General features: G+C 47.2%; 19 protein-coding genes. 7 read left to right on the top strand and 12 right to left on the bottom strand.

From position 1 onward, the window contains the following. Window positions 1-74 precede the first annotated feature (74 nt). From AC1S5B_RS11570 to nrdR, 9 genes are all read right to left on the bottom strand, one after another. A complete protein-coding gene (locus AC1S5B_RS11570) occupies window positions 75-542 on the bottom strand; it encodes a photosystem I reaction center protein subunit XI (protein ID WP_482035827.1) in 468 nt (155 codons plus the stop codon). Window positions 543-645: 103 nt separating this feature from the next. Beyond that, window positions 646-1932 (bottom strand): histidine--tRNA ligase, encoded by a 1287-nt coding sequence (hisS, locus tag AC1S5B_RS11575; RefSeq protein WP_482035828.1) that lies wholly within the window; start codon window positions 1930-1932, stop codon window positions 646-648. A 76-nt stretch (window positions 1933-2008) separates the two neighbouring features. Then, a complete protein-coding gene (locus tag AC1S5B_RS11580; RefSeq protein WP_482035829.1) occupies window positions 2009-2296 on the bottom strand; it encodes a hypothetical protein in 288 nt (95 codons plus the stop codon). 83 nt (window positions 2297-2379) lie between these two features. Beyond that, a complete protein-coding gene (gene pedR, locus AC1S5B_RS11585) occupies window positions 2380-2733 on the bottom strand; it encodes a photosynthetic electron transport-dependent transcriptional regulator PedR (RefSeq protein WP_482036618.1) in 354 nt (117 codons plus the stop codon). 40 nt (window positions 2734-2773) lie between these two features. Next, window positions 2774-5125 (bottom strand): penicillin-binding protein 1C, encoded by a 2352-nt coding sequence (gene pbpC / locus AC1S5B_RS11590; protein ID WP_482035830.1) that lies wholly within the window; start codon window positions 5123-5125, stop codon window positions 2774-2776. A gap of 354 nt (window positions 5126-5479) precedes the next feature. Continuing rightward, on the bottom strand, window positions 5480-6733 hold the full coding sequence (gene metK / locus AC1S5B_RS11595; protein WP_482035831.1) for a methionine adenosyltransferase: 1254 nt from the start codon (window positions 6731-6733) through the stop codon (window positions 5480-5482). Window positions 6734-6949: 216 nt separating this feature from the next. Continuing rightward, a complete protein-coding gene (locus tag AC1S5B_RS11600; RefSeq protein WP_482035832.1) occupies window positions 6950-7702 on the bottom strand; it encodes an HAD family hydrolase in 753 nt (250 codons plus the stop codon). A 95-nt stretch (window positions 7703-7797) separates the two neighbouring features. Further along, window positions 7798-8898, bottom strand: coding sequence for a 30S ribosomal protein S1 (locus AC1S5B_RS11605; RefSeq protein ID WP_482035833.1), 1101 nt, complete (start codon window positions 8896-8898; stop codon window positions 7798-7800). Between the two features lie 220 nt (window positions 8899-9118). Further along, window positions 9119-9673, bottom strand: a complete 555-nt coding sequence (gene nrdR, locus AC1S5B_RS11610; protein WP_482035834.1) for a transcriptional regulator NrdR — start codon at window positions 9671-9673, stop codon at window positions 9119-9121. A gap of 677 nt (window positions 9674-10350) precedes the next feature. Between nrdR and AC1S5B_RS11615 the strand changes: the two genes are divergently transcribed. The 3 genes from AC1S5B_RS11615 (at window position 10351) to argS (ending at window position 16737) form a co-directional block, all read left to right on the top strand. Continuing rightward, window positions 10351-13950, top strand: coding sequence for a response regulator (locus AC1S5B_RS11615; RefSeq protein ID WP_482035835.1), 3600 nt, complete (start codon window positions 10351-10353; stop codon window positions 13948-13950). Window positions 13951-13978: 28 nt separating this feature from the next. Further along, the gene (nadC, locus tag AC1S5B_RS11620; RefSeq protein ID WP_482035836.1) at window positions 13979-14845 is read left to right on the top strand and encodes a carboxylating nicotinate-nucleotide diphosphorylase; all 867 of its coding nucleotides are present in this window, start codon (window positions 13979-13981) and stop codon (window positions 14843-14845) included. Window positions 14846-14979: 134 nt separating this feature from the next. After that, window positions 14980-16737, top strand: coding sequence for an arginine--tRNA ligase (gene argS, locus AC1S5B_RS11625; RefSeq protein WP_482035837.1), 1758 nt, complete (start codon window positions 14980-14982; stop codon window positions 16735-16737). Between the two features lie 84 nt (window positions 16738-16821). Here the strand turns inward: argS and AC1S5B_RS11630 are convergent, their stop codons facing one another. Together AC1S5B_RS11630 and psbB are read right to left on the bottom strand one after the other, a co-directional pair. Next, entirely contained in the window at window positions 16822-16917 is a 96-nt protein-coding gene (locus AC1S5B_RS11630) for a photosystem II reaction center protein T (protein ID WP_171572162.1), read from the bottom strand. A gap of 102 nt (window positions 16918-17019) precedes the next feature. After that, window positions 17020-18552, bottom strand: a complete 1533-nt coding sequence (gene psbB / locus AC1S5B_RS11635) for a photosystem II chlorophyll-binding protein CP47 (RefSeq protein WP_482035838.1) — start codon at window positions 18550-18552, stop codon at window positions 17020-17022. A gap of 392 nt (window positions 18553-18944) precedes the next feature. Between psbB and AC1S5B_RS11640 the strand changes: the two genes are divergently transcribed. After that, on the top strand, window positions 18945-19238 hold the full coding sequence (locus AC1S5B_RS11640; protein ID WP_482035839.1) for a 2Fe-2S iron-sulfur cluster-binding protein: 294 nt from the start codon (window positions 18945-18947) through the stop codon (window positions 19236-19238). Between the two features lie 154 nt (window positions 19239-19392). Further along, window positions 19393-19500 (top strand): photosystem II reaction center protein PsbM, encoded by a 108-nt coding sequence (gene psbM, locus AC1S5B_RS11645; protein ID WP_482035840.1) that lies wholly within the window; start codon window positions 19393-19395, stop codon window positions 19498-19500. A 193-nt stretch (window positions 19501-19693) separates the two neighbouring features. On the opposite strand, the gene AC1S5B_RS11650 is transcribed toward psbM, so the two are convergent. After that, window positions 19694-20056, bottom strand: a complete 363-nt coding sequence (locus AC1S5B_RS11650; RefSeq protein ID WP_482035841.1) for a hypothetical protein — start codon at window positions 20054-20056, stop codon at window positions 19694-19696. Window positions 20057-20417: 361 nt separating this feature from the next. On the opposite strand from AC1S5B_RS11650, the gene psbO reads away from it, so the two are divergent. Both psbO and AC1S5B_RS11660 read left to right on the top strand, forming a co-directional pair. Beyond that, window positions 20418-21245 carry a photosystem II manganese-stabilizing polypeptide gene (psbO, locus tag AC1S5B_RS11655; RefSeq protein ID WP_482035842.1) on the top strand — a complete coding sequence of 276 codons (828 nt, stop codon included), beginning with the start codon at window positions 20418-20420 and terminating at the stop codon, window positions 21243-21245. Between the two features lie 514 nt (window positions 21246-21759). After that, a complete protein-coding gene (locus AC1S5B_RS11660; RefSeq protein ID WP_482035843.1) occupies window positions 21760-22536 on the top strand; it encodes an RNA polymerase sigma factor SigF in 777 nt (258 codons plus the stop codon). The last annotated feature ends 39 nt before the right edge of the window (window positions 22537-22575 follow it).

A 22575-nucleotide genomic window follows, 5' to 3' on the forward strand; every position in this document is an offset into this window, starting at 1 on the left:
AAAAAAGTCTGGCGGATAGATCAACCAGACTTCTATTGACTGTATGACTTTTGAGTAGATCGAATAATCTGACTTTAGTTGACAAAGCCACGGAAAATTGAATCAACAACAGAAAAGTTTTGTAGCAAGAAATAGGCTAAAAAGGCTGCTGCCATTGCACCAATGAAGAATCCACCTGTCAGTTGGCTCCAGCCATCAGCCGATTGCAGCTTATCGGATGAAGTGTCATCGTCGGCATCGAACGTTACCAATCCATAGACTGCTAAGCAAGCGGTGGCGATCAGAATCAGAGCGCCTCCCGAAATCAGACCCCCCAAAGCTGCAACGTCAGAGTCGCGCAACGGTCCAAATACAACCCAAGGTCCAATAATAAAATAGCCATGTGCTAAACCGATTTCAAGACCCCGCAGCAGTGGAGATAACCCTTTGCGATAGGCTGGCAGGTTACCAATAAAGGCTCTGGTAAAATCGGAATCACTGATCGGAGTAGACAAATGTCCGACAAAGGGATCGCCTTTGTAAGGTTTGATCAGGTTTTCCATTCTGAATTTCCTTAATTATAAAAAGCAAGTGCAAAAGAATTGAGTTCATTCTACGCTCGTAAGGGGACGCGCTGAAACAACCACGGGGTAACCGTTAGAAAAGTTAATGAAGCTTCTGGGAAGCATCGATTTGCTGGCGCAACTCTTCCGTGAGAGTGGAAATTTGAGACTGAGCGATCGCGCTTTGGTTTCCAGTAGCCAGCCACTTCAACTGCACCGTTTGATTGGCAGCTTCTTCATCGCCCACAATCAAACACGCGGCAGCACCACTGCGATCTGCGCGCTTAAACTGTTTGCCGAAGGCGCTTCCACTCAAATCTAGTTCTACCGTAAAGCCATCCTGTCGGAGCTTTTGCGCCAAAACCACCGCTTGCGCTTCGGCTTGAGTTCCTCTAGAAACTAGATAAAAATCAACGTTGGCAGCAGGCAAACTGTGAAGCTGTTGCAACAAGATAACCAGCCGTTCCATGCCGATCGCCCAGCCGACCGCCGGAGTATCGGCTCCCCCTAGCTCAGTCACTAAGCCATCGTAGCGTCCGCCGCCGCCCACCGTCGCCTGAGCGCCCAAATCAGCCGATTGAATTTCAAACACGGTATGGGTGTAATAGTCTAAACCGCGTACCAAGCGAGTGTTGATCTGAAACGGGATGCCTAAATCGGTGAGTAAGGTCTGAATTTGCTCAAAGCGCTGACTTGAATCAGGATTGAGGTGGTCTAAAACGCTGGGAGCCTCGATCAAAATAGCTTGGGTACGCTCATCTTTACTATCCAAAATCCGCAGGGGATTGCGAGTTAAGCGATCTTGCGAGTCGGCATCCAGGTCGTCTTTGTAAGGGGTGAGGTAAGCGACCAAGGCTTCCCGATATTGGAGGCGATCGCGGGCATTTCCAATCGAGTTGAGGTTTAGCACCAGGTTTTTCAACCCCAATGCCTGCAAAATATCGGCAAAAATAGCAATCACTTCCACATCTGCGCGCGGAGAAGGACTGCCCAACACTTCCACTCCAATTTGGTGAAACTGCCGCTGTCGTCCAGCTTGAGGGCGTTCGTAGCGGAACATGGAGCCACAGTACCAAAGCCGCTGCACTCCGCCCTGAGCGCTGAGGCTATGTTCAATGAACGATCGCACGACTCCCGCAGTGCCTTCTGGGCGCAGGGTGATTGAGCGATCGCCCCGATCTTTGAAGGTATACATTTCCTTCCCCACTACGTCGGTTGCTTCCCCAATACCGCGCTCAAACAGGTTAGTTTGCTCAAAAATTGGGGTGCGAATTTCTTGGTAAGCGGCTCTGCCCAAGATCTCCCGTGCGGCGGCTTCGATCTGCTGCCAATAGCGGACTTCTTCGGGCAAAATGTCGCGTGTGCCGCGTGTGGCTTGAATGGAACCCATAATTGATTATTGGTAGTCTAGTAATATTTAAAGTCCCTCTCCCAGAACGGGAGAGGGATTTAGGGTGAGAGCAGTGTTAAGTTGAAGAAGACTCAGGAGTTGAATCAACCATTGCAACGGTTTCCCAAGCACCATAGCGATCGCTGTAGTATGCCAAAATTTGACTAACTCGTTGTGCTGCCGCTGCATCATCAGGCTGGTCAATCGATAAACTATCAATTTGGCTCAAGCTGTAGTCAAACTGCTGAGAGGTCTGCAAAACTAACTGAGTTTGCACGCCTGCCACCTGCTCTAGATGAGCCGCAACTTCTCGATATACAGCCAGGGGCATTTGAGCTAATCGGATACGGTGTTTCAAAACCATTGGTCTTCAGGCTAAAAGCGAAAAATAAGGGGTGTAAGGGCAATGAAAGCAACCCTTATGAAAAAAACGGGCTGGGCGATCGCTCAAACGATTAGTTCATTATGGCTCCCAGCACCATTTCCATTCTCTAAATTTGAATTGTTTAAAGTTGGCAACGTGCAGCAGTTAACATTATCCAGGCATACCTTGCCCCATTGCAACGCCCAACGAACTAAAGCCACTCGGTTATCCGTTTTAGTTTTGGTCAGAATATTACTGATGTGGTTATCTACGGTGCGCTTACTAATTTCCAGTTTTTCGGCAATCTCCTGGTTTGTTAAGCCAGCGGCTACCCATTCAATCACTTGCAGTTCCCGTTCCGACAAAGAACTCTGCACCTGAGATTCGCCACTCGCCATGTCTATAGGTGCCTGTGTATATGTACTTATGACTTTTATTGTAGGGTCTTCTTTGCCAAAAACAACTGCTTAAATGGCTTTATTTTGGGGCAAAAGAGAACCCCTTGCGAGTGGGTCTAGCATCTGCCGCCTGCACTTCAAATCGCACCTGATCGGTCTGCTGACCTTGTTTTACCTGGAGCGTCCAAGTTCCCGCTTGGGGCTTCCAAAAGAACGAGCTAGAGGAAGACGCAGCCAACGACTGTCCATTGAGTCGCCAGTCCATCGCTGTCCTAGAAGCACCTGCCAGCTTAAACTCCAAGCGTTGGGCACTATCATTTTTGCCAATTGCAAAGACATCGCCACTGCGAGGAGAGACAATTCGTAATCCCATAGCAGTTGAACTAGACGCATTTTTGGGTTGCCGTGCTAGCCATTCGTTATATTCCGCTGGCAGCTTGAACTGCGGTTTGCCCTGAACCATGGGAAAAAAGCGATCGCCCTCCTGTTCATACGCCGCCACATCTTCAGCAAATAAATATTCTTGCACCACCGCTGGACAAGCGGGAGTGGGACGCGCCCCCGACACTGCACAAATCGGGCGTTGTACCAATCCAGTCGGTGCTTGGAATGGTTTGGGTTCTTGCTGTTCGTGTAGGTGCAGCATAATCCGGTTCCACAAGGGAGCCGCTCCCATCACGCCTGACACCTTTTGCATCGGCGCACTGTCAAAATTCCCCACCCAGACTGCGACGGTGTATTTTGTGGTGAAGCCGACCGTCCAGGTATCCCGATAATCAGACGAGGTGCCCGTTTTCACTGCTGCCGGAAAAGGCAACGCCAGCAAGGAATCTACGCCAAATGCACGGGCGCGCGCTTGGCGATCGCTCAGCATATCCGTAACCAATAGCCAAGTGGAAGGGGAGGGGAGTAAGTTTGGGGTCGATGGATAGAACTCCATACTTCGTACTCTCAACTCCATACCCTTCCCCTGCCTTGCCAGGGTTAAATACGCCTGCGCCAACTCCCATAAGCTAACTTCCCCACCGCCGAGGGTGAGTCCTAAGCCATAGTGTTCGGGAGTTTGGGTGAGATGATTAAAGCCAAGCTGGTGTAGGCGATCGAGAAAAGCACCCACACCCACTTTTTCCAGCGTTTTGACGGCTGGCACGTTGAGAGAATTTGCCAACGCCAGCCGCACTCGCACCGGACCTTGGAAGGTTTCGCTATAGTCAGTCGGGCTATACAACCTAGCTCCAGGAATGGCATAGCGCGTGGGCACATCTGCCAGGATTGTGTTGGGCTGCATCGTGCGATTTTCCAGGGCAAGCTGATAGAGAAATGGTTTGAGGGTAGAACCGGGCTGGCGTAATGCCTGTACGCCATCGTTTTGCCCCAGTTGCGATCGCGCAAAATAATCCGGCGACCCCACATATGCCAACACGTCACCCGTCTGGTTATCGAGTACCAACACGGCGGCATGGTGAACGTTGTGCGGCGTAAGGCTGCGAATCACTTGAAGCGTTTGAGCTTCGACAAACTGCTGTAAGGGGCGATCAAGGGTCGTGCGAACTTGGGCGGGATGATTGGCGGGAAGCTGATCGGCTAACCAAAACAAAAAGTGAGGGGCTGCCACAATCCCCTGCTGTCGAGACTGGAGGGCAGTGGCTTCGGTATAGACGCGATCGCTTTGGGCACGGGTAATATAGCCATCTTGCACCATACGATTTAGCACATAAGATTGGCGCTTTTTTAAGGACAGCAAGTGATCATAGGGATTGAGCCGATTGGGATCGTTGGGAATCGCGGCGAGCAGACTCGCCTGAGCCAAGGTCAAATCACTAGCTGGAACGCCAAAATAGATGCGAGATGCCGCTTCCACGCCGTAAATATTGCTACCCATAGGCAGACGGTTGAGATATGCCTGCAAAATCTCAGCTTTGCTCATGCCTGCGGTCAGTCGCCAGGATGTCCAGATTTCTTGCAGCTTTGCTTGGGCGGTGCGGGGGGAACCATCCAGCATTCGCGCCAGTTGCATTGTAATCGTAGAAGCACCGCTGACGATCTGCTTTGCCTGAAGCGCTTCTAGTAGCGATCGCGCGATCGCCCGTTGATCCAGTGCGCCATGTTGATAAAACCGCTGATCTTCGGCAGCCACGATAGCCTGAAGAAATTGCGGCGACACCTGAGCGAGAGACACCGACACCGTATGTTCTTGATCACGAGTCAATATTGTTCCGAGCGGTAGCCCATTGCGATCGGTGAATTCTGCTGCCTGCTGGGTTTGCACCAAGTCACTAGCTCGAATGGGCGCGAAATAGGGCAGCGATCGCACCGTTAACACCGCAATGCCAATTCCCAGCACCACTTTCAAAGGTTTAGCAAAGCGCTCTGCAATGCTCCATTGCTGCGGGTTCAAATTCGCTGTGAATTGATGCCAATTGTGCGACATAGTTTTCTGCTGCTCTACCTTTCAACAGACTACATCGGTCATCACAGAAACTCCGGGGCAAATGGAATCAAGAGTGGCTGCACGAATATACGGAGGCTCATATTGATTGCTGCTCCAATGAGTGCATCCCACTTTTATAGCCCTCACCCTCAATCCCTCTTCTAGAGCAGGTCTATTAAATGATGGCTCTGCGATCGTCCCAAATTCCGCCCAACTCCAAACCCAATTCGTAGGGTAGAACGTTCACTAGCACTCGATTTTTATAAGGATCAGAAAGTTACCTTGAATCATCAAAAAGCGACAGATGATTATCACCTGTCGCTTGAAATGAGTTGATCTAGGCTACGCTGCGCCTTATGCCATGGAGTAAGTGTGAGTCGCTTCCTCTTTAAGTAAAGCTGCCTTATCGGTTTGCTCCCAGGGAAGATCCAGATCCGTCCGTCCCAAATGACCGTATGCTGCGATGTCTTGGTAAAAGCGACCGCCGCGCTCAGCAGGCAACTTACATAGGTTGAAGGTTTGAATGATGCCAGCAGGACGAAGCTCAAAGTGTTTTTGTACCAGTTCTAGCAGGCGATCGTCGTCAATTTTGCCTGTGCCAAAGGTGTCGATCATGATACTGACCGGACGCGCAACTCCGATCGCATAGCTCAGTTGAACTTCGCACTTATCCGCTAAACCAGCCGCCACGATATTCTTTGCCACATGTCGGCATGCATAAGCTGCACTGCGATCAACCTTTGTGGGATCTTTGCCAGAGAATGCACCCCCACCATGGCGAGAATAGCCCCCGTAAGTATCGACAATAATTTTGCGCCCAGTCAAACCTGCATCTCCTTGAGGTCCCCCGATCACAAATTTGCCCGTGGGATTCACCAAAAAGCGAGTCTTGTCATCTGGCTTAACCGCAATATCTGCGAATACAGGTTGAACAACGGACTCCCACAAATCGGCTTTGATTTTTGTCTGAATTTTTTCATTATCGGTAATGCTGCCAATTTCTGAGGCATGTTGAGTCGAAACCAAAATGGTGTCAATCCCAACAGGGCGATTATCCTCATAAGCAACAGTCACCTGAGTTTTACCATCAGGACGCAGGTAGGGAAGCTGTCCTGTTTTACGAACGGCTGCCAATTTTCGAGAAATACGATGTGCCAAGGAAATCGGCATAGGCATTAATTCAGGCGTTTCGTTGCAAGCAAACCCAAACATAATGCCCTGATCGCCAGCGCCAATGCTATCCAGTTCATCATTGGATAACTCGCGGGCTTCCTGAGCCGTATTGACCCCTTGAGCAATATCAGCCGATTGGTCGTCTAACGCGACTAAAACCGAACAGCTACTGGCGCAGAAGCCATTATCAACACCGTTATAGCCAATTTCAGCAATTTTCTGGCGCGTGATATCAATGTAATTAACCTTTGCCTTGGAGGTGATTTCACCTGTAATCAAGACTAAGCCAGTATTAACCACAACTTCCGCAGCAACTCTGCTCGTTGGGTCTTGGGCTAACAAGGCATCTAGAATAGTGTCTGAAATTTGGTCGCAAATCTTGTCAGGATGACCTTCAGTAACAGATTCCGACGTAAAAAGGTAACGACGAGCCAAGGACAACTCCTCTCTTCACACTAGAGTTAATAAACAAAGCTTAGTCTTAAAAAAGTTGACAAACAATTTACTTAGTCAATCAGGCTTTATACCTAATTCATCTGCAAAAATACACAATGATAAGACTTCAGCGGATCATAGCATTTGTGGGTACTCAGATGAAGTGAAGGTTAAAAGTCGGGGGAAAACTAAACGATTTGAGACTGAGTCCCTTGCTCAAAGATGGCTAGGTGTAACAATTTGAATGGTTGCGAAGGATTCCACTAGAGTAGTTGCCTGTTTAAGAGAGGCTGGATTAATGGGTTCCCACACCACGCCAATACAACCAGCCGCGTTTGCGGCACATGCCATTTCCATGTCAGCCGCAGAATCTCCAATGACGATCGCGCGTTCAGGCAATACACCCAAGGCTGCACAAGCTCGTCGAAGTAATTCTGGATTCGGTTTGCTTAATCCAGTATCGGTTCCCATAGCAAGCTGAACAAGAGTATTTAGCTCGTATTTATCCACAAAATCTTGCACGTTCGCAGTGGTATCTGAAGATAAGATACCAATTTTAAGATTTGCCTGGGCGATCGCCCCCATCAATTCCTTCACTCCTGGATAAAGCGGAGTGCTGTCTGCTTTCCGGTCAAAAACTCGGTCTGCTTCTGTGAAAGCAGAGCGAACCGTACTGAGCGCTTCCATCCAATCTCGCCCTGTTTCAGCCACATAGGCAGCAGCAGCAATTTCATTTTCTAAACGAGTTCCTACCGCCATTAAGCCAGCAGGATTCAGGCGATCGCTCTCTACACCAAACGCCATCAGCAGCGGCTCTTGAACTCCAGGAATCTGGGCATCAATCAGTCGAGCGCGCTTTTGAGCCAGATTTCGTAAAAAAACCTGAGAATTCGCCAACGTGCCATCTTTATCAAAAATAATGGCTTCAATATTCTCAAAGCACACTGTTCCGCATTGAATTAGGGTCATAAAGTTCTCGTTAGGCAACACTGCAAAAAAAAAGAAGAGGAAGTTCCCTCTTCTTAAAAAAACGAATTAGATCTAGTCGTTAAACGCCTTTGAGACTACTCTTCAACGGCAGCAGATGCTTCCTCAAGCTCGACCGCCACGACAGGAGCGGCTTCCTCAATGGCTGGGGGAATCTCCGCTTCTTCCATCGCAGTAGGAATGTCTTCCTCAATGGCTGGAGGAATCTCCGCTTCTTCCATCGCAATAGGAATGTCTTCCTCCGCATCTTGAGGAACCTCTTCAGTCAAAGTTCCCTGTTGTTTTGCCAGAATCTGCTCACGATATTTCACCGCCATTTCCTCGGCTTTGTCATAAACCACCTGAGGATTTTTGACCATATCGCCGGGTTCTGGCTCAAGCTGTTTAGTAGAGAGAGAAATCCGACCGCGATCAGCATCCAGATCAATAATCATGACCTTTAGCTCATCATTTACGTTGAAAACGCTGTGAGGCGTATCAATGTGGTCGTGGGAGATCTCTGAAATATGCAGCAACCCACTAACTCCACCAATATCAATAAACGCACCATAAGGCTTGATGCCGCGCACAGTTCCAATCACCACTTCGCCCACTTCGAGCTTGTTCATCTTACGCTCAACCAGCGCACGACGATGGCTCAACACTAAGCGATTACGCTCCTCATCTACTTCCAAAAACTTCAGAGGCAACTCTTCACCAACGAGTTCCTCCTTCGGTTTGCGAGTACTAATATGAGAGCCAGGAATAAAGCCCCGCAATCCTTCAATTCTGACTAAGGCACCCCCTCTATTGGTTGCAAAAACCAGAGAGCGAACCGTAGCATCTTCTGTCTGAAGTTGACGAACTCGTTCCCACGCCCGCATATATTCGATGCGACGGATAGAAAGCGTTAACTGCCCATCTTCGTTTTCGTCGGCAAGAATGTAAAACTCGCGAGTTTCATTGGATTGCAGCACCTCTTCAGGAGTATCAATTCGATTAATTGACATCTCTTGAATGGGGATGTAAGCAGCTGTCTTCGCACCAATGTCAATCAGAGCGCCTCGTGGCTCTAGACTAAACACTGTCCCTGCGACTACATCGCCTGGGTTGAAGTGATAATCATAATCGTCGAGTTTTGAAGCGAAATCTTCGTAAGTAAAGCCAATGTCTAGCGTTAATGTGTCCTGATTGACCATGCGAATCGTTTCCTGGTAGTTATCTCCGTGTAAAGGTTGCCTCCTTGATGGGTAAGCACGCCATAACGGGCTACCACATCTGGAAATCTTCTATTCACAGGGTAGAAGATTTAAACGTTCAGATCGATTTAGGCTCGGAAGAACTATCATACCTTAACCAACCGCCCTACGCACACTGCCGAAAAAATAGATTTAGAGAAAAATTTTAAGGCAAGGCTTTTTACGTTGCAGAAACAGTATGCACAGAGTTGTCGTCTGGTTCAGTTAGCTCTATGGAGGTAGGCTGTGGACTCTCTATCGATCGCATTATTTGCAAGCGAGGATTAGTGCTTTGTAGGTGAGCCAGAGTCTCTACAAAGTCACGAATGCCTTGAAATTTTCCATAAACTGATGCAAATCGAATGTAGGCAACTTCACTCAGAGCTTTCAAATTATCTAGAACAAGTTCGCCAATTTCGCTGCTAGGAACTTCTCGGATGACGCGCTGCTGCAAGTCGGATTCAATTTCATCGACGATATTTTCCATCTGCGGAGCAGAAACCCCTGTTTTTTCGCAAGCACGAACAATTCCTTTTAAAAGTTTATAGCGATCGAAGGACTGGCGATCGCCATTGCGTTTAATCACCGTAACGGGAACAAACTCAATCCGTTCATAGGTCGTAAATCTACGAGAACATTTCAAACATTCGCGCCGTCGCCGAACACTTTGACCTGACTCTGCGGAACGCGATTCAAGAACACGATTGTCGCCGTGCTGACAGAAAGGGCATCGCATGGTGATAAAGCACTCCAAGCGAAATGAACAGCCGTAGAGTTTTTTGATAAGAAAGCCTTAAAAATACTTTGCGAAGTACCTTTGTCATCTAGCTTTAATTAGATTAAAAACTCTTACACTTCAGTTAGGCTGATGCACTAACTAAAGACGATTATGCCCGATTTACCTTAATTGCATTAATGTTTTTCTGGCATTTATTTTAGGAAAGTCAATGAACTAGTGAGTGCCGCGTTACAAACTGCTTTGAGAAGGGCACTCTAAAAAAATATGGTTCATTCTAGGGTCTCTGTATGGGTTACGTTTCGTAATCTTGATAGGGTTTGATACAGTAACCGGATGGCTGGAAGCTGTACCAACTTGATTTAGTTTAAGCTGGTAGATGCCATAGTGGTGTACAAGATTAAGACGATAGGGGTGTAATCTCGGTGCTGAAACAGTTGGAGAGTAAAGTATCTAGCGTTTTGCTTTGGAAGACTTCCTGTTGAGTGCATTCCACTTTTGTAGCCCTCACCCTAAATCTCTCTCCCAAAACGAGAGAGAGGCTTTGAATCTAATGCCCCTTCTCCCCGTGGAGAAGGGGCTAAGGGATGGGGGCAAACTTGCAAAACTAGGATGCATCCTTCCTGTTTGACCAAAGGATTTTTAATCCAACTGCCCTTGTAGCAGGAGAGCGGTTCATGAAAGCCCAGCCGAATAACAAACCAAAAATTCTGGTGGTGGACGATGAACCAGATAATTTAGACCTGCTTTATCGTACGTTTTACCGAGAATTTAAAGTGCTGCGGGCAGAAAACGGTCTAGCTGCATTAGAAATTTTGTCTAATGAGGGCGATGTCGCTGTGATCATTTCCGATCAGCGAATGCCCCATATGAGTGGGACTGAGTTTCTCAGCTTGACGGCGACCCAGTACCCAGACATCATCCGAATTATTTTGACCGGGTATACCGATGTCGAAGATCTGGTGGAGGCGATTAATTCTGGCAAGGTGTTTAAGTATGTGACGAAGCCTTGGAATGACGAGGAACTGAAGGTGTTGGTGCGGCAGGCAGTAGACACCCATACAGTGCTAAAAACTCGCACGCGGGAGTTACGGCGATCGCTCCGACAAGAATCCTTACTCAATGCTGTCACTAGTACTATTCGCAGTGCCCTAAGCTATCGGCAAATTTTGCAAACCATTGGTCAAACCGTGGGGCATATTTTCGAGACGAGCTACTGTTTAGTGTCTCCTTTTCAAGATGGGCGCTTCGATGAGGACAATTTTGTCTATGTCAGTGCTTACGAAGAGCAGGGAACTGATCCTAAGGCTTTAAATCCCCAGATCGGTGCAATTGAACCGGTTGCCAATGCGCGATCGACTCCATTACGAGATGCTCTTTTTCAGACTATTTGGGTAACTCAAGACATTCAAATTATTCAAAATGCTGAAACGGACGATCTCCTGCGGGCAGACACGCCCCAAACTCACGAAATGCGACAGGCTTACCACCAAGTCAACATCCAATCCAGCTTGATTGTGCCGTTGTGCTATCAACAAGACTTAATTGCAATTTTGGCGCTGCATCAATGTGGTCACCCGCGCCTTTGGCAAGAGGACGAGGTGCAGCTTGTAACCATGGTGGCGGATCAAGCAGCCTTGGCACTGGCACAAGCCCGTGCTTATGAACAACTGCAAGCCCTCGCAAAACGAGAAGCGCTAATTAACACCATTACGACTGCTATTCGGTCTAGTCTTGATCCGCAAGATATTTTTGCGGCGATTACACAACAACTTGGGCAGGTGTTGCGTGCAGATGGCTGTGCATTGTCGCTGTGGACAGAAACAGACGAGTATGTGCAGTGTGTTGGCTTGCATGATGCGGCTTATCCAGGACATTCCCTTTCTCAAAAAGAAACGCTCGAGAATGATCCGGCACCTACTGAGGCGATGAATTTAGCGTTTCAGTCTTTGCCTAATCATCTATTAGAGGTGGAGGAAGATAGCCGCCCGTTGCCTAAGTCGATGGTGCCCATCGATCGCAACCCGGTATTAAGGCAATTGATGCTCACAAAGCAGCCTGTTGTGTTGAACGATTTGGAACTATCTCCTGAAATGCAAGTGGAGGAACAAACCTTTCGTAACCCAACGCGGGCGCTGTTGGTGGTGCCGCTGTTATCGGATGGCAAAATTATTGGCAGCATTTCCCTGCGCCAAAATCATCGCCCTCGACGCTGGAGTTTGTCTGAAATCGAATTAACGCAGGCAGTGGCAGCCCAAGCCGCGATCGCGGTGCAGCAAGCGCGATTATATCAAAAAACTCGCCAGCAAGCAGAACAACTTTTGGCACTCGATCGCCAAAAAACTGAGTTTTTCCAAAATATTTCCCATGAATTTCGTACCCCTTTAACGCTGACGATTGGTCCGCTAGAAGGGGCGGTTGCCAAAGAAAAAGGGCTTTCCTATGACCAATCCGTGATTGCGTTGCGCAACTCTCGGCGGTTGCTGCGGTTGGTCAACCAGCTTTTAGATTTACAGCGATTGGATGCGAAACGGATGCAGCCCAGTTTCCGCCCTGCCGACTTGGTGGAATTTGTTAGCCAAACGGTGGATTCTTTTCGCGCCTATTGCGATCGTAAAGATATTCGTCTGATCACCCATCTGCAATCTTGCCCAGAGGTTTATCTAGACCTAGAAAAATTTGACAAGGTGCTGTACAACCTGTTGTCCAACGCCATGAAATTTACCCCTGCGGGTGGCTCGATTACGGTGCTGCTTAAGCCGGCGGGGGATCACTGCTCACTTCAAGTAATCGACACGGGAATTGGCATTCGCCCCGACCAAATCCCTCACCTATTTGAGCGGTTTCGGCAGGCAGAAGGCTCTGCTAACCGCAGCCATGAAGGCAGTGGCTTAGGCTTGGCGTTAGTCAAAGAATTGGTTGAACTCCACGGGGGACAAATTTCGGTGGACTCGACCTATGGCGAAGGCACCACCTTTACCGTCTGGATTCAAACTGGAGTGGCTCATCTACCGCCTCAGCAAGTCATTGACGTGCAAGCAGAGTTACAACCCAATCGCGCGGCGGTCGAGTTAGCAGACATTGAAGGAACTCAAGATTCTGACGCAGCCTCTATTTTCAGCCTAGAGGGTCTGCCACTTTCGGTCATTCAAGGCGCTGCAACTGGCTCTACTGGAATGAATCCTGAAGATGGGCGAGTATTGGTAGTAGACGATAACCCTGATGTGCGGACTTATGTCTCTAGCATTTTGCGAGAAAAGGGGTATCAGGTGCAAACCGCCCGCAATGGAGCAGAAGGCTATAAAACGGCTCAAGCCTACGTCCCACACTTGATCGTGACCGACTTAATGATGCCCCATGTGTCTGGCTTAGACTTGATCCGGATGATTCGTTTGGATAACGTTCTTAAAGGGGTTCCCGTGATTCTTCTGACCGCCAAGGTGGATGAGAACACGCGGATTGAAGGCACGGAACAGGGGGCTGATGCCTACTTATCCAAGCCGTTTAACGATCGCGAGTTGTTGGCAGAAGTCCGAAATCTACTGGCGCTCAAGGCAAACGAGCGGCGCGTGGCGGAACTCAACCAATATCTGACCGAATCGGTGCTGAAGCGTTTTTTACCTGCATCTATGGTTGATCGCGCAGCCCAAGGCGAACTGGTATTAGATCTGCGCCCTGAGCCGCGTTTGGTCACGGTATTATTTAGCGATATTGTCGGGTTTACCCAACTTTCAAATACGCTGAGATCGCGCCGAGTCGCCGAATTGTTGAATGAATATCTAGCAGAAATGACCCATGTAATCTTCAACAATGGCGGCACGATCGACAAGTTCATGGGCGATGCCATTCTTGTCTTGTTTGGCGCACCCGAAGAACTGTCGCCTAATGAACAGGTGCGTCGGGCGATCGCGGCGGCTCGTGAGATGCGGCGATCGCTGCAAACTTTGAATAAACGGTGGCAAGAGCAGGGAATTAATCAAGTGCAGTTCCGGTGCGGCATTCATCAAGGAACAGCGGTTGTGGGCATGTTTGGCTCTTCGGAGCGATCAGATTACACGGCAATTGGTCCTAGCATCAACATTGCTTCCCGGATTCAAGAAGTTGCCGATCCAGACTGTATTCTCGTCTCTGCGGCGGTTGCAGACTATTTAGAAGAAGATGAAATCGTTAAATTTAGCCCGTTAGAGCTAAAAGGGGTCGATGAGACCGTCCTTACCTTTGTGGTTACCCCGGAACCTAGAGCCAGCAAAAACGAAGCGAGTAGAGACGAACTATGAGTCATTTAAATGTTGGGTTGCAGGATCGATGAAGCGTCTGCCTGCCATACCTCCCTTTATTCTGCTAAACCCATTGTTGCGGGGATGGCTGCTGGAAGATATTGGTCGGGGCGATCGCTCGACGGCTTCCCTATTTGAAGGCGATCCCCCACTAGGGCAAGCTGAATGGATTGTCAAAGAAACAGGCATCATTGCCGGATTGCCTATTGCCAAACGGGTGTTTCAACTGCTCGACGACCAAATTTCCTTTGACCTGATCGCCCAGGAAGGGGGAAGCTATGAACGTGGTCAAGCGATCGCTAAAATATCTGGGGCAATGGATGCGTTGCTGACTGGGGAGCGGGTCGCGTTAAACCTTGTTATGCGCCTGAGTGGGATCGCCACAATGACTCGTCAGTATGTGAATCAGATTGCTGATTTGCCGACGCAGTTAGTCGATACGCGCAAAACTACGCCAGGGCTACGGCTATTGGAAAAATACGCCACGCAGGTTGGCGGAGCCGTGAACCATCGCCTGGGCTTAGATGATGGAGTCATGCTGAAAGATAACCACATTGCAGCGGTCGGCGGAATTGCCACCGCGATCGCCCGTATTCGGGATCAAGTTCCCTACCCGCTGATGATTGAAGTGGAAACTGAAAAACTAGAGCAGGTTCAGGAAGCGATCGAGCATGGCGCGGATATCATCATGTTGGACAATATGCCTCTAGATCAAATGCATCAGGCAGTGGTACTGATCCGTCAAGCCAGTTCCCGTATCAAAATTGAAGCCTCTGGAAACATCACCCTAGAAACGATTCGCGCTGTGGCACAAACCGGAGTGGACTATATTTCTAGCAGTGCCCCGATTACTCGTTCCACCTGGTTAGATATCAGCATGAAAATGCAAAGCTGACCCTGGAAACTCTGAATCTGCGATCGCCAAAACAAGGCAAAATAGATTTTCTGCTAGCTTTTTTTGTGATGATAAAAGCAGTGCAATTCATCGCGCAACCCATTGCTGCTCGAAATTAGGACGTTGATAGTTTTATGATTTCTACGATCGCCGAATTGAAAAAACGCTTAGAGCAGGCACTCAGCATCGCTTTCGGCACAGATTATGCCACTGTTGATCCAATTTTGGAACCTGCGAGCAATCCCAAGTTTGGCGATTATCAAGCGAATGTGGCGATGGCTCTGGCAAAACCATTAAAGCAAGCACCACGGGCGATCGCCGAACAAATCGTCCAGCATTTAAATGTCAGTGATCTTTGTGAACAGCCCACTGTTGCGGGTCCCGGTTTTATTAATTTACGGTTGAAAACAGACTATTTAGAAACCCAGTTAAGCGCGATGTTGGCGGATGATCGCTTGGGTGTAGCGCGAGTAAGCAAACCACAGCGGGTGATTGTCGATTTTTCTAGCCCCAATATTGCCAAGGAAATGCATGTGGGACACTTGCGATCGACCATTATTGGAGATGCGATCGCAAGTGTCTTAGAATTTCAGGGTCATGATGTCCTTAGACTCAATCACGTCGGCGATTGGGGTACTCAATTTGGCATGTTGATCACCTATTTGCGGGAAGTTGCACCCGAAGCCTTAATCACCGCCGATGCCGTTGATCTCGGTGATTTAGTCGCCTTCTACAAAAAAGCTAAACAGCGATTTGACGAAGATGAAGCCTTCCGCGACACCGCTCGGCAAGAAGTGGTGCGGCTACAATCGGGCGCGGAAGACACCCTGAAAGCATGGCGATTACTCTGCGATCAGTCTCGCCGAGAATTTCAAATCATCTACGACTTGCTCGATGTCGCCGTGACGGAGCGGGGGGAGTCATTTTATAACGCGCTGTTGCCAGATGTGGCGGCGGATCTAGACAAACTCGGTTTGCTTGTTACCGATCAAGGCGCAAAATGTGTGTTTCTGGAAGGCTTTTCCAATAAGGAAGGGGAACCTCTGCCGCTGATTGTCCAGAAGTCGGATGGCGGATATAACTACGCCACTACCGACTTAGCTGCCATTCGCTATCGGATTCAGCAGGATCAGGCAGAGCGCATTCTATATTTGACCGATATTGGACAATCCAACCATTTTGCCCAAGTGTTTCAGGTGGCGCGACGAGCCGGCTGGCTACCCGATACGGTCAAGGTGGAGCATGTGCCATTTGGATTGGTGCTGGGAGAAGATGGCAAAAAACTAAAGACGCGATCGGGTGAAACAGTAAGGCTACGAGAATTGCTCGATGAAGCCGTCAACCGCGCTCGAATCGATCTAGAAACTCGGATTCAGGCGGAAGAGCGGCAAGAAACGGAGGAATTTGTTGTCCACGTTTCCCAAGTGGTGGGGATTGGGGCAGTGAAATATGCTGATTTAAGCCAAAACCGCACCGGCAATTATATTTTCAATTTTGACAAAATGCTGGCGCTCAACGGCAACACGGCTCCCTATATGCTCTATGCCTATGTCCGCATTCAAGGCATTACTCGCAAAGGACAGATTGATTTTGAGAAGCTAGGCAGCGATCGCAAGGTTCAGCTACAGGATGACACCGAGTTTGCTTTGGCAAAGCATCTGCTCCAGCTTGATGAAATTATTGCTCAAGTGGGTCACGAGCTATTTCCCAATCGGCTATGCCAATATTTGTTTGAACTGAGCCAAAAATTTAATCAGTTTTACGATCGCTGCCCCGTTTTGCAAGCCGAAGAACCGCTCCGCACTTCCCGCCTAGCTCTCTGTAATCTCACCGCCAATACCCTAAAACTAGGACTTTCGCTATTAGGCATCCCTGTTTTAGAAAGAATGTAGCCCCAAAAAACTAAAGAGATAAAGTTCCAATAAGAACTCAATCTCTTTAGAAAGTTAAAACCTTCTGAAAGTCAGATGGGCGATTTATTTGCCAATCCGGGGAGGCTCCCGAAAGGCGATCGCAAAGAACAATACCCCAATCGCTAAAGTCAAAACCAGAATATACGCAACCGCTTCCATAATCTAATCCCTTAACAACATCTTTCTTACACTCTATATGAGAAAAGGGAATGGTGACTTAGCTCCGTAAATCCACCACTCCCCCTCAGTAGACTAATTTGTCTAGATAGCCTCTTTCCGACGAGTGGATTTATCACCCAACTTCTGATAGAAGCCCCACTCAACTTGTTCTTCAGATAGTTCTGGGTCAATCCCAGCAAACACATCTCGGAACAGAGTCCGGGTGCCATGCCAGATATGACCAAAGAAGAACAGTAGTGCAAAAACCGCATGACCAAAGGTAAACCACCCTCTGGGACTAGTGCGGAATACACCGTCTGAGTTTAAAGTTTCGCGATTGAAGTCAAACGATTCGCCCAACTGAGCCGCACGAGCATATTTCTTAACCTCTGTAGGTTCAGAGAAAGTTTGCCCATTCAACTGCCCGCCGTAAAAATCAACTTTGACACCGGCTTGCTCAAAACTGTATCGCGACTCTGCCCGACGGAATGGAATATCGGCTCGTACAACCCCATCCTTGTCAGTCAAAACAATGGGGAAGTTTTCAAAGAAATTCGGCAGACGACGAACATTGAGTTCGCGTCCTTCTCGATCCGTGAATACTCCATGTCCTAACCAACTTTGGGCAATACCATCGCCCTTATCCATCGCCCCTGTTCTAAACAGACCGCCCTTCGCTGGACTGTTACCTACATAGTCATAGAATGCTAACTTCTCAGGGATAGCTGACCACGCCTCTTGCAGGCTTGCACCCTCTGCTAAATCTGCTTGGACGCGTTTCTCAATCTCTTGTCTGAAGTATCCCCCATCCCATTGATAACGGGTTGGTCCAAACAGTTCGATCGGAGTCGCTGCGTTGCCATACCACATGGTGCCAGCAACAATAAAAGCTGCAAAGAAGACAGCAGCAATACTGCTAGACAACACCGTTTCAATGTTCCCCATCCGTAGAGCCTTATAGAGACGCTCAGGAGGACGAACACTCAAATGGAACAATCCAGCAATTACCCCCACAACACCCGCAGCAATATGGTGAGCAACGATGCCACCTGGATTAAACGGGTTGAAACCCGATGGACCCCATTCAGGAGCAACGGGCTGAACGCTGCCAGTCAAACCATAAGCATCTGAAACCCACATTCCAGGACCAAACAGCCCTGTTAGATGAAAGGCTCCAAACCCAAAGCAAAGCAGTCCGGACAGCAATAGGTGAATCCCAAACATTTTGGGTAAATCTAGAGCGGGTTCGCCTGTTCTAGGATCTCTGAAAAGCTCCAAATCCCAATAAACCCAATGCCAGCAGGCTGCTAGAAACAGCAATCCTGAAAGAACAATATGGGCAGCCGCTACGCCTTCAAACGACCAGAAGCCTGGGTCAACGCCAGACTCGCCAGTAATACTCCAACCGCCCCAAGAACCTGTGACGCCCAAACGAGTCATAAAGGGAAGGACAAACATTCCTTGCCGCCACATTGGGTTTAGCACAGGATCACTGGGGTCAAAAATAGCAAGTTCATAAAGCGCCATCGAACCTGCCCACCCTGCTACTAAGGCAGTATGCATTAGGTGAGCAGCAATCAACCGTCCTGGATCATTGATTAGGACGGTATGTACACGGTACCAGGGTAGCCCCATTGATTACGCCTCTCCTTAGTAGTTAGATCAATTCTGCTTGATGTCTCTTTTTGCATTTTATTAAAGTGCTGTCTCCTTGGTAAATCTATTTAAGACAGTCTTTAATCAAAAAAAACATCCTTCAGGTGCTGCACTTGGCAGTTTATCCAATACACAGCCCTAGAAGGGCGTTTGTAAAATGAAAAGGTATAACGAAGTGTAAACTAGTATTTAAGGCTATTGCAAGCAACCTAACGCTTCGTAACGGTACTCAAAGCGTTTTGTTTGAAAAGTTCTAATTTTTTTAGCATAGATTAATTTTTCGACATACATGTCTATGTTTTATATTGAGTTTTGGCTTTGCAACCGTTTTCCAATTAAGGCTATCAAAGCTACTACAGTTAGGTGAACTGATGACTATCAAGTTTGTCAAAGAAAATCAAGAAATCGTGGCGGCAGATGGCGCAAACTTAAGATTTAGAGCGCTTGAGAATGGCATTGATCTGTATACCTTTACTGGCAAGATGATGAACTGCGGTGGGTATGGGCAATGTGGCACTTGCATTGTAGAAATTTTAGAAGGGATGGAAAATCTTTCGCCTAGAACAGATGTGGAGAGTAAAAAGCTTCGTAAAAAGCCAGAAAGCTATCGTCTTGCTTGCCAAACGACCGTTCATGGGTCGGTGGCAGTCAAGACTAAGCCTTAGTTCTAGCGTCACTGTAATCAAAATGGCTTTGTTATCTTTTAGGCTCAGTGTGATTGACTCGGTGTGATTGTATTTACCATTGGTTAATCATGACCATGGGCAATGGTATTCTGGTAACAATCGGCGATCGCGAATTATAGGGAGGGTTAAGCGTATGCAGGTCAACGACCTTGGGTTCATAGCAACGATCTTGTTTGTTCTGGTTCCTACTGTTTTCCTACTGATTTTGTATATTCAAACAACTAGTAGTGAGGGCAAGTAGTGAGGGCAAGCAGTGAGGGCAAGCAGTGAGGGCAAGCAGTGAGGGCAAGTAAAGGGCAAGCAGTGAGGGCAAGTAAAGGGCTATAGACCCAGCAGCTTTTTGTTAGTCCGACTGTTCTTATCTACCCTATGGTTTTCCGCCCTGAAATGCTGATTTTGGCTGAAATGCTGTAGTTTTTAGTTGGTTTCAGTTTTTAGCTAAATGGCTCAATCCATTCGGAAGAGGAAGGTTTTGAGGAGTCCAAATTTATATTTGTTGCCTCTTCTTCTAAATCCATTCTCTCCATGATTGATTGCAGTCTCATACGGTAGATATAAGGCCAGCCTCCTTTGCTTTCTATGTCCCTCAGCAGCTTGTATAGAGATTGTCGATTGTCAGGAAGAGATTGCTGAAATAAGCCATCGCGGATTTCTTGGTGGACTTGCTCCAACAATCTTAAGATTGCTAAAAGGGAAAGGCTGTCGCCCTGATTCTCTTGAGCGATCGCCCAAGTTATGTGTCTAATAGATTGAAGACTTTCTTCAAGATTGATTTTAGGGATTTCCTGACTGCTCATAAGGTGAACTCGTAAGTGGCTTTGTGATTAATTATTTTCCCCTAGATGAACCAAAAGATTCATGACTGTTGATGGAGTCTCTAGGCATCTCAATTTGAGCCGAAGCTGACTGAGTTATAGCTACAAAAGTGTATTACTTTGTCCCATACAATTTTTAGTGAGTATGGGCTGGCTAGATTGGAAACAGGTTAACTTGTTTAGTGACCCAAGCTGCTGATAAATCAGACTTTTTCTCTAGCTTTTTGAGATAAAAACGTTTTTCTCAAAGTTTCTGGCTTATTTACTTGTTCAATGAACAGATTGTTTTCAAGAAAAACCAGAGATAATTCCACGGATTAAATTAACGTTATTGAGGTTATTTATGAGGTACCGCACACTGATTGTTGCCCTGTTGGCAATTTGTCTTAGTGTTTTGACTGCTTGTACAGATAGCCCTGCTTCAAGCAAAGAATCGCTAACTTATGATGAGATTAGAGGAACCGGTCTGGCAAACTCTTGTCCTCAACTCAGCGAAACTAGCCGGGGTTCGATTCCTTTAGAAACCAATAAGTCTTATTCTTTGACCAGCTTGTGTCTACAGCCCACTACTTTCTTTGTCAAAGAAGAAAGTGTTAACAAGCGTCAGTCTGCTGAGTTTGTTGCTACTAAGTTAATGACTCGGTACACGTCATCAATTGACTCTGTGCAAGGCAAACTGAAGATTAATTCAGATGGCAGTGTTACCTTTATCGAAGAAGATGGAATTGACTTTCAAGCTGTTACAGTACAGCTTCCTGGAGGTGAACGAGTTCCTTTCTTGTTTACCATTAAAGAACTTGTTGCAACCACTCAACCAGGACTGTCAGCAATTAGCGCATCTACCGATTTTGAGGGTGAGTTCAAAGTGCCATCTTACCGAACTGCTAACTTTTTAGATCCAAAAGGTCGGGGTTTGACCTCTGGGTATGATAATGCGGTAGCTCTGCCGGCTCAGGCAGATAGTGAAGAACTTGCGAAGGAAAATGTGAAGCGTTTTCAGCTTGATAAAGGCAAGATTTCGCTCCAAATCACTAAGGTCGATAGTTCAACCGGTGAAGTTGCTGGTAATTTTGAAAGTATTCAACCCTCTGAGACAGATATGGGTTCTCATGCTGCCAAAGATGTCAAAATCCGTGGATTATTTTATGCACGGGTTGAATCTACTACCTGATCTGGTTAGTTTTCGAGAGACTAGCTGAATGCTCTAAATTGCTAAATGACGCGAGTTCTTGCAATTCAAAGCTTAAAGTCAGGGAGGACTATCCCTCCCTGACTTTAAGCTTTCTTTCATACTCCATAATTTTACAGAAATCAAAAACTATTAGCTTCAGATGCCTTCCGCTAACTCTCATATACTCATTTCGTAAAGTAGCTTCTTAATGAATCTTTTCTAGGTTTTAGATAACTTAGAAAGATAGGCTTCCGTAAAAATGCTATTGCCAGAAAGCTGTTTTAACAAATAAGTTAGACATATGCAAGTATAGAACCGTTTTAAGTAGTGCTTTGAGCTTGAATCTCTATTCATTGCCTAAAAGCCACTGACTAAAAACTTTAAAGTGTGTGGAAGCGTTTATGGTTAGCAGTTTAGGCTGTTATCTATATAATATGGCTCTACTCTACAAGTGAATTGGTTAAGTGTACTGATCAATAGTTCTAAGTTTAATGCTCTACCACTGAAACTCGTCATGCCTACGATCGCCAATTATGAACTAAAGAGTGAAAGTTTACAGCTTTTACGAGATTATCAAAAGGTTCCTTCCCCTCAACTTAGAAATCGTTTAGTAGAAATCAATTTTGGGCTAGTTAGAAGAGAAGCTCATCATTGGATCAACCAATGCACTGAGAGCTACGAAGACTTGCTACAAGTAGGTAGTATTGGTTTGATTCGAGCGATCGAACGGTTTGATATTTCTAAAGGTCACGCCTTTAGCTCTTTTGCTATTCCATACATTAGAGGTGAAATTCAGCATTATCTACGCGATAAAAGTCCCTCTGTTCGGATTCCACGTCGCTGGCAAGCACTTCAAAGGCAAGCAATTTGGATTTCACGAGAGTTGCAGGTCACGTTGAATCGTCAGCCTAATGATTTTGAAATTGCTGAAGCATTGAAAATTTCTACATCAGAATGGCAAGAAATCAAGTTGGCGTGTCAAAATCGCTCTGTGCTTAGCTTGGATGCGCCCATCGGCGATGAGGAAAACGGTAATGCTTCTTTAGGAGAGCTTGTTCCAGATACTCAGTATCGTAGTTTTCAACTTGCTCAAGAAGATCAGATCCGGTTGCAACAGTCACTAGCACATTTAGAAAAGCGAACCCGCCAAATTTTGGAATTTGTTTTCCTCCATGATTTAACCCAGAAAGAAACCGCAGAGCGTTTAGGAATCAGCGCTGTGACAGTATCCCGTAGGGTCAAGAAAGGATTAGAACTCTTACAGCGTTTAATGAATGGAGCAGAAGAATAGCTTTATTAGCTTCAGCGATCGCTAAAGCGTTTTTTCGTT

It is taken from the genome of Leptolyngbya sp. CALU 1928 (genome assembly GCF_056784215.1).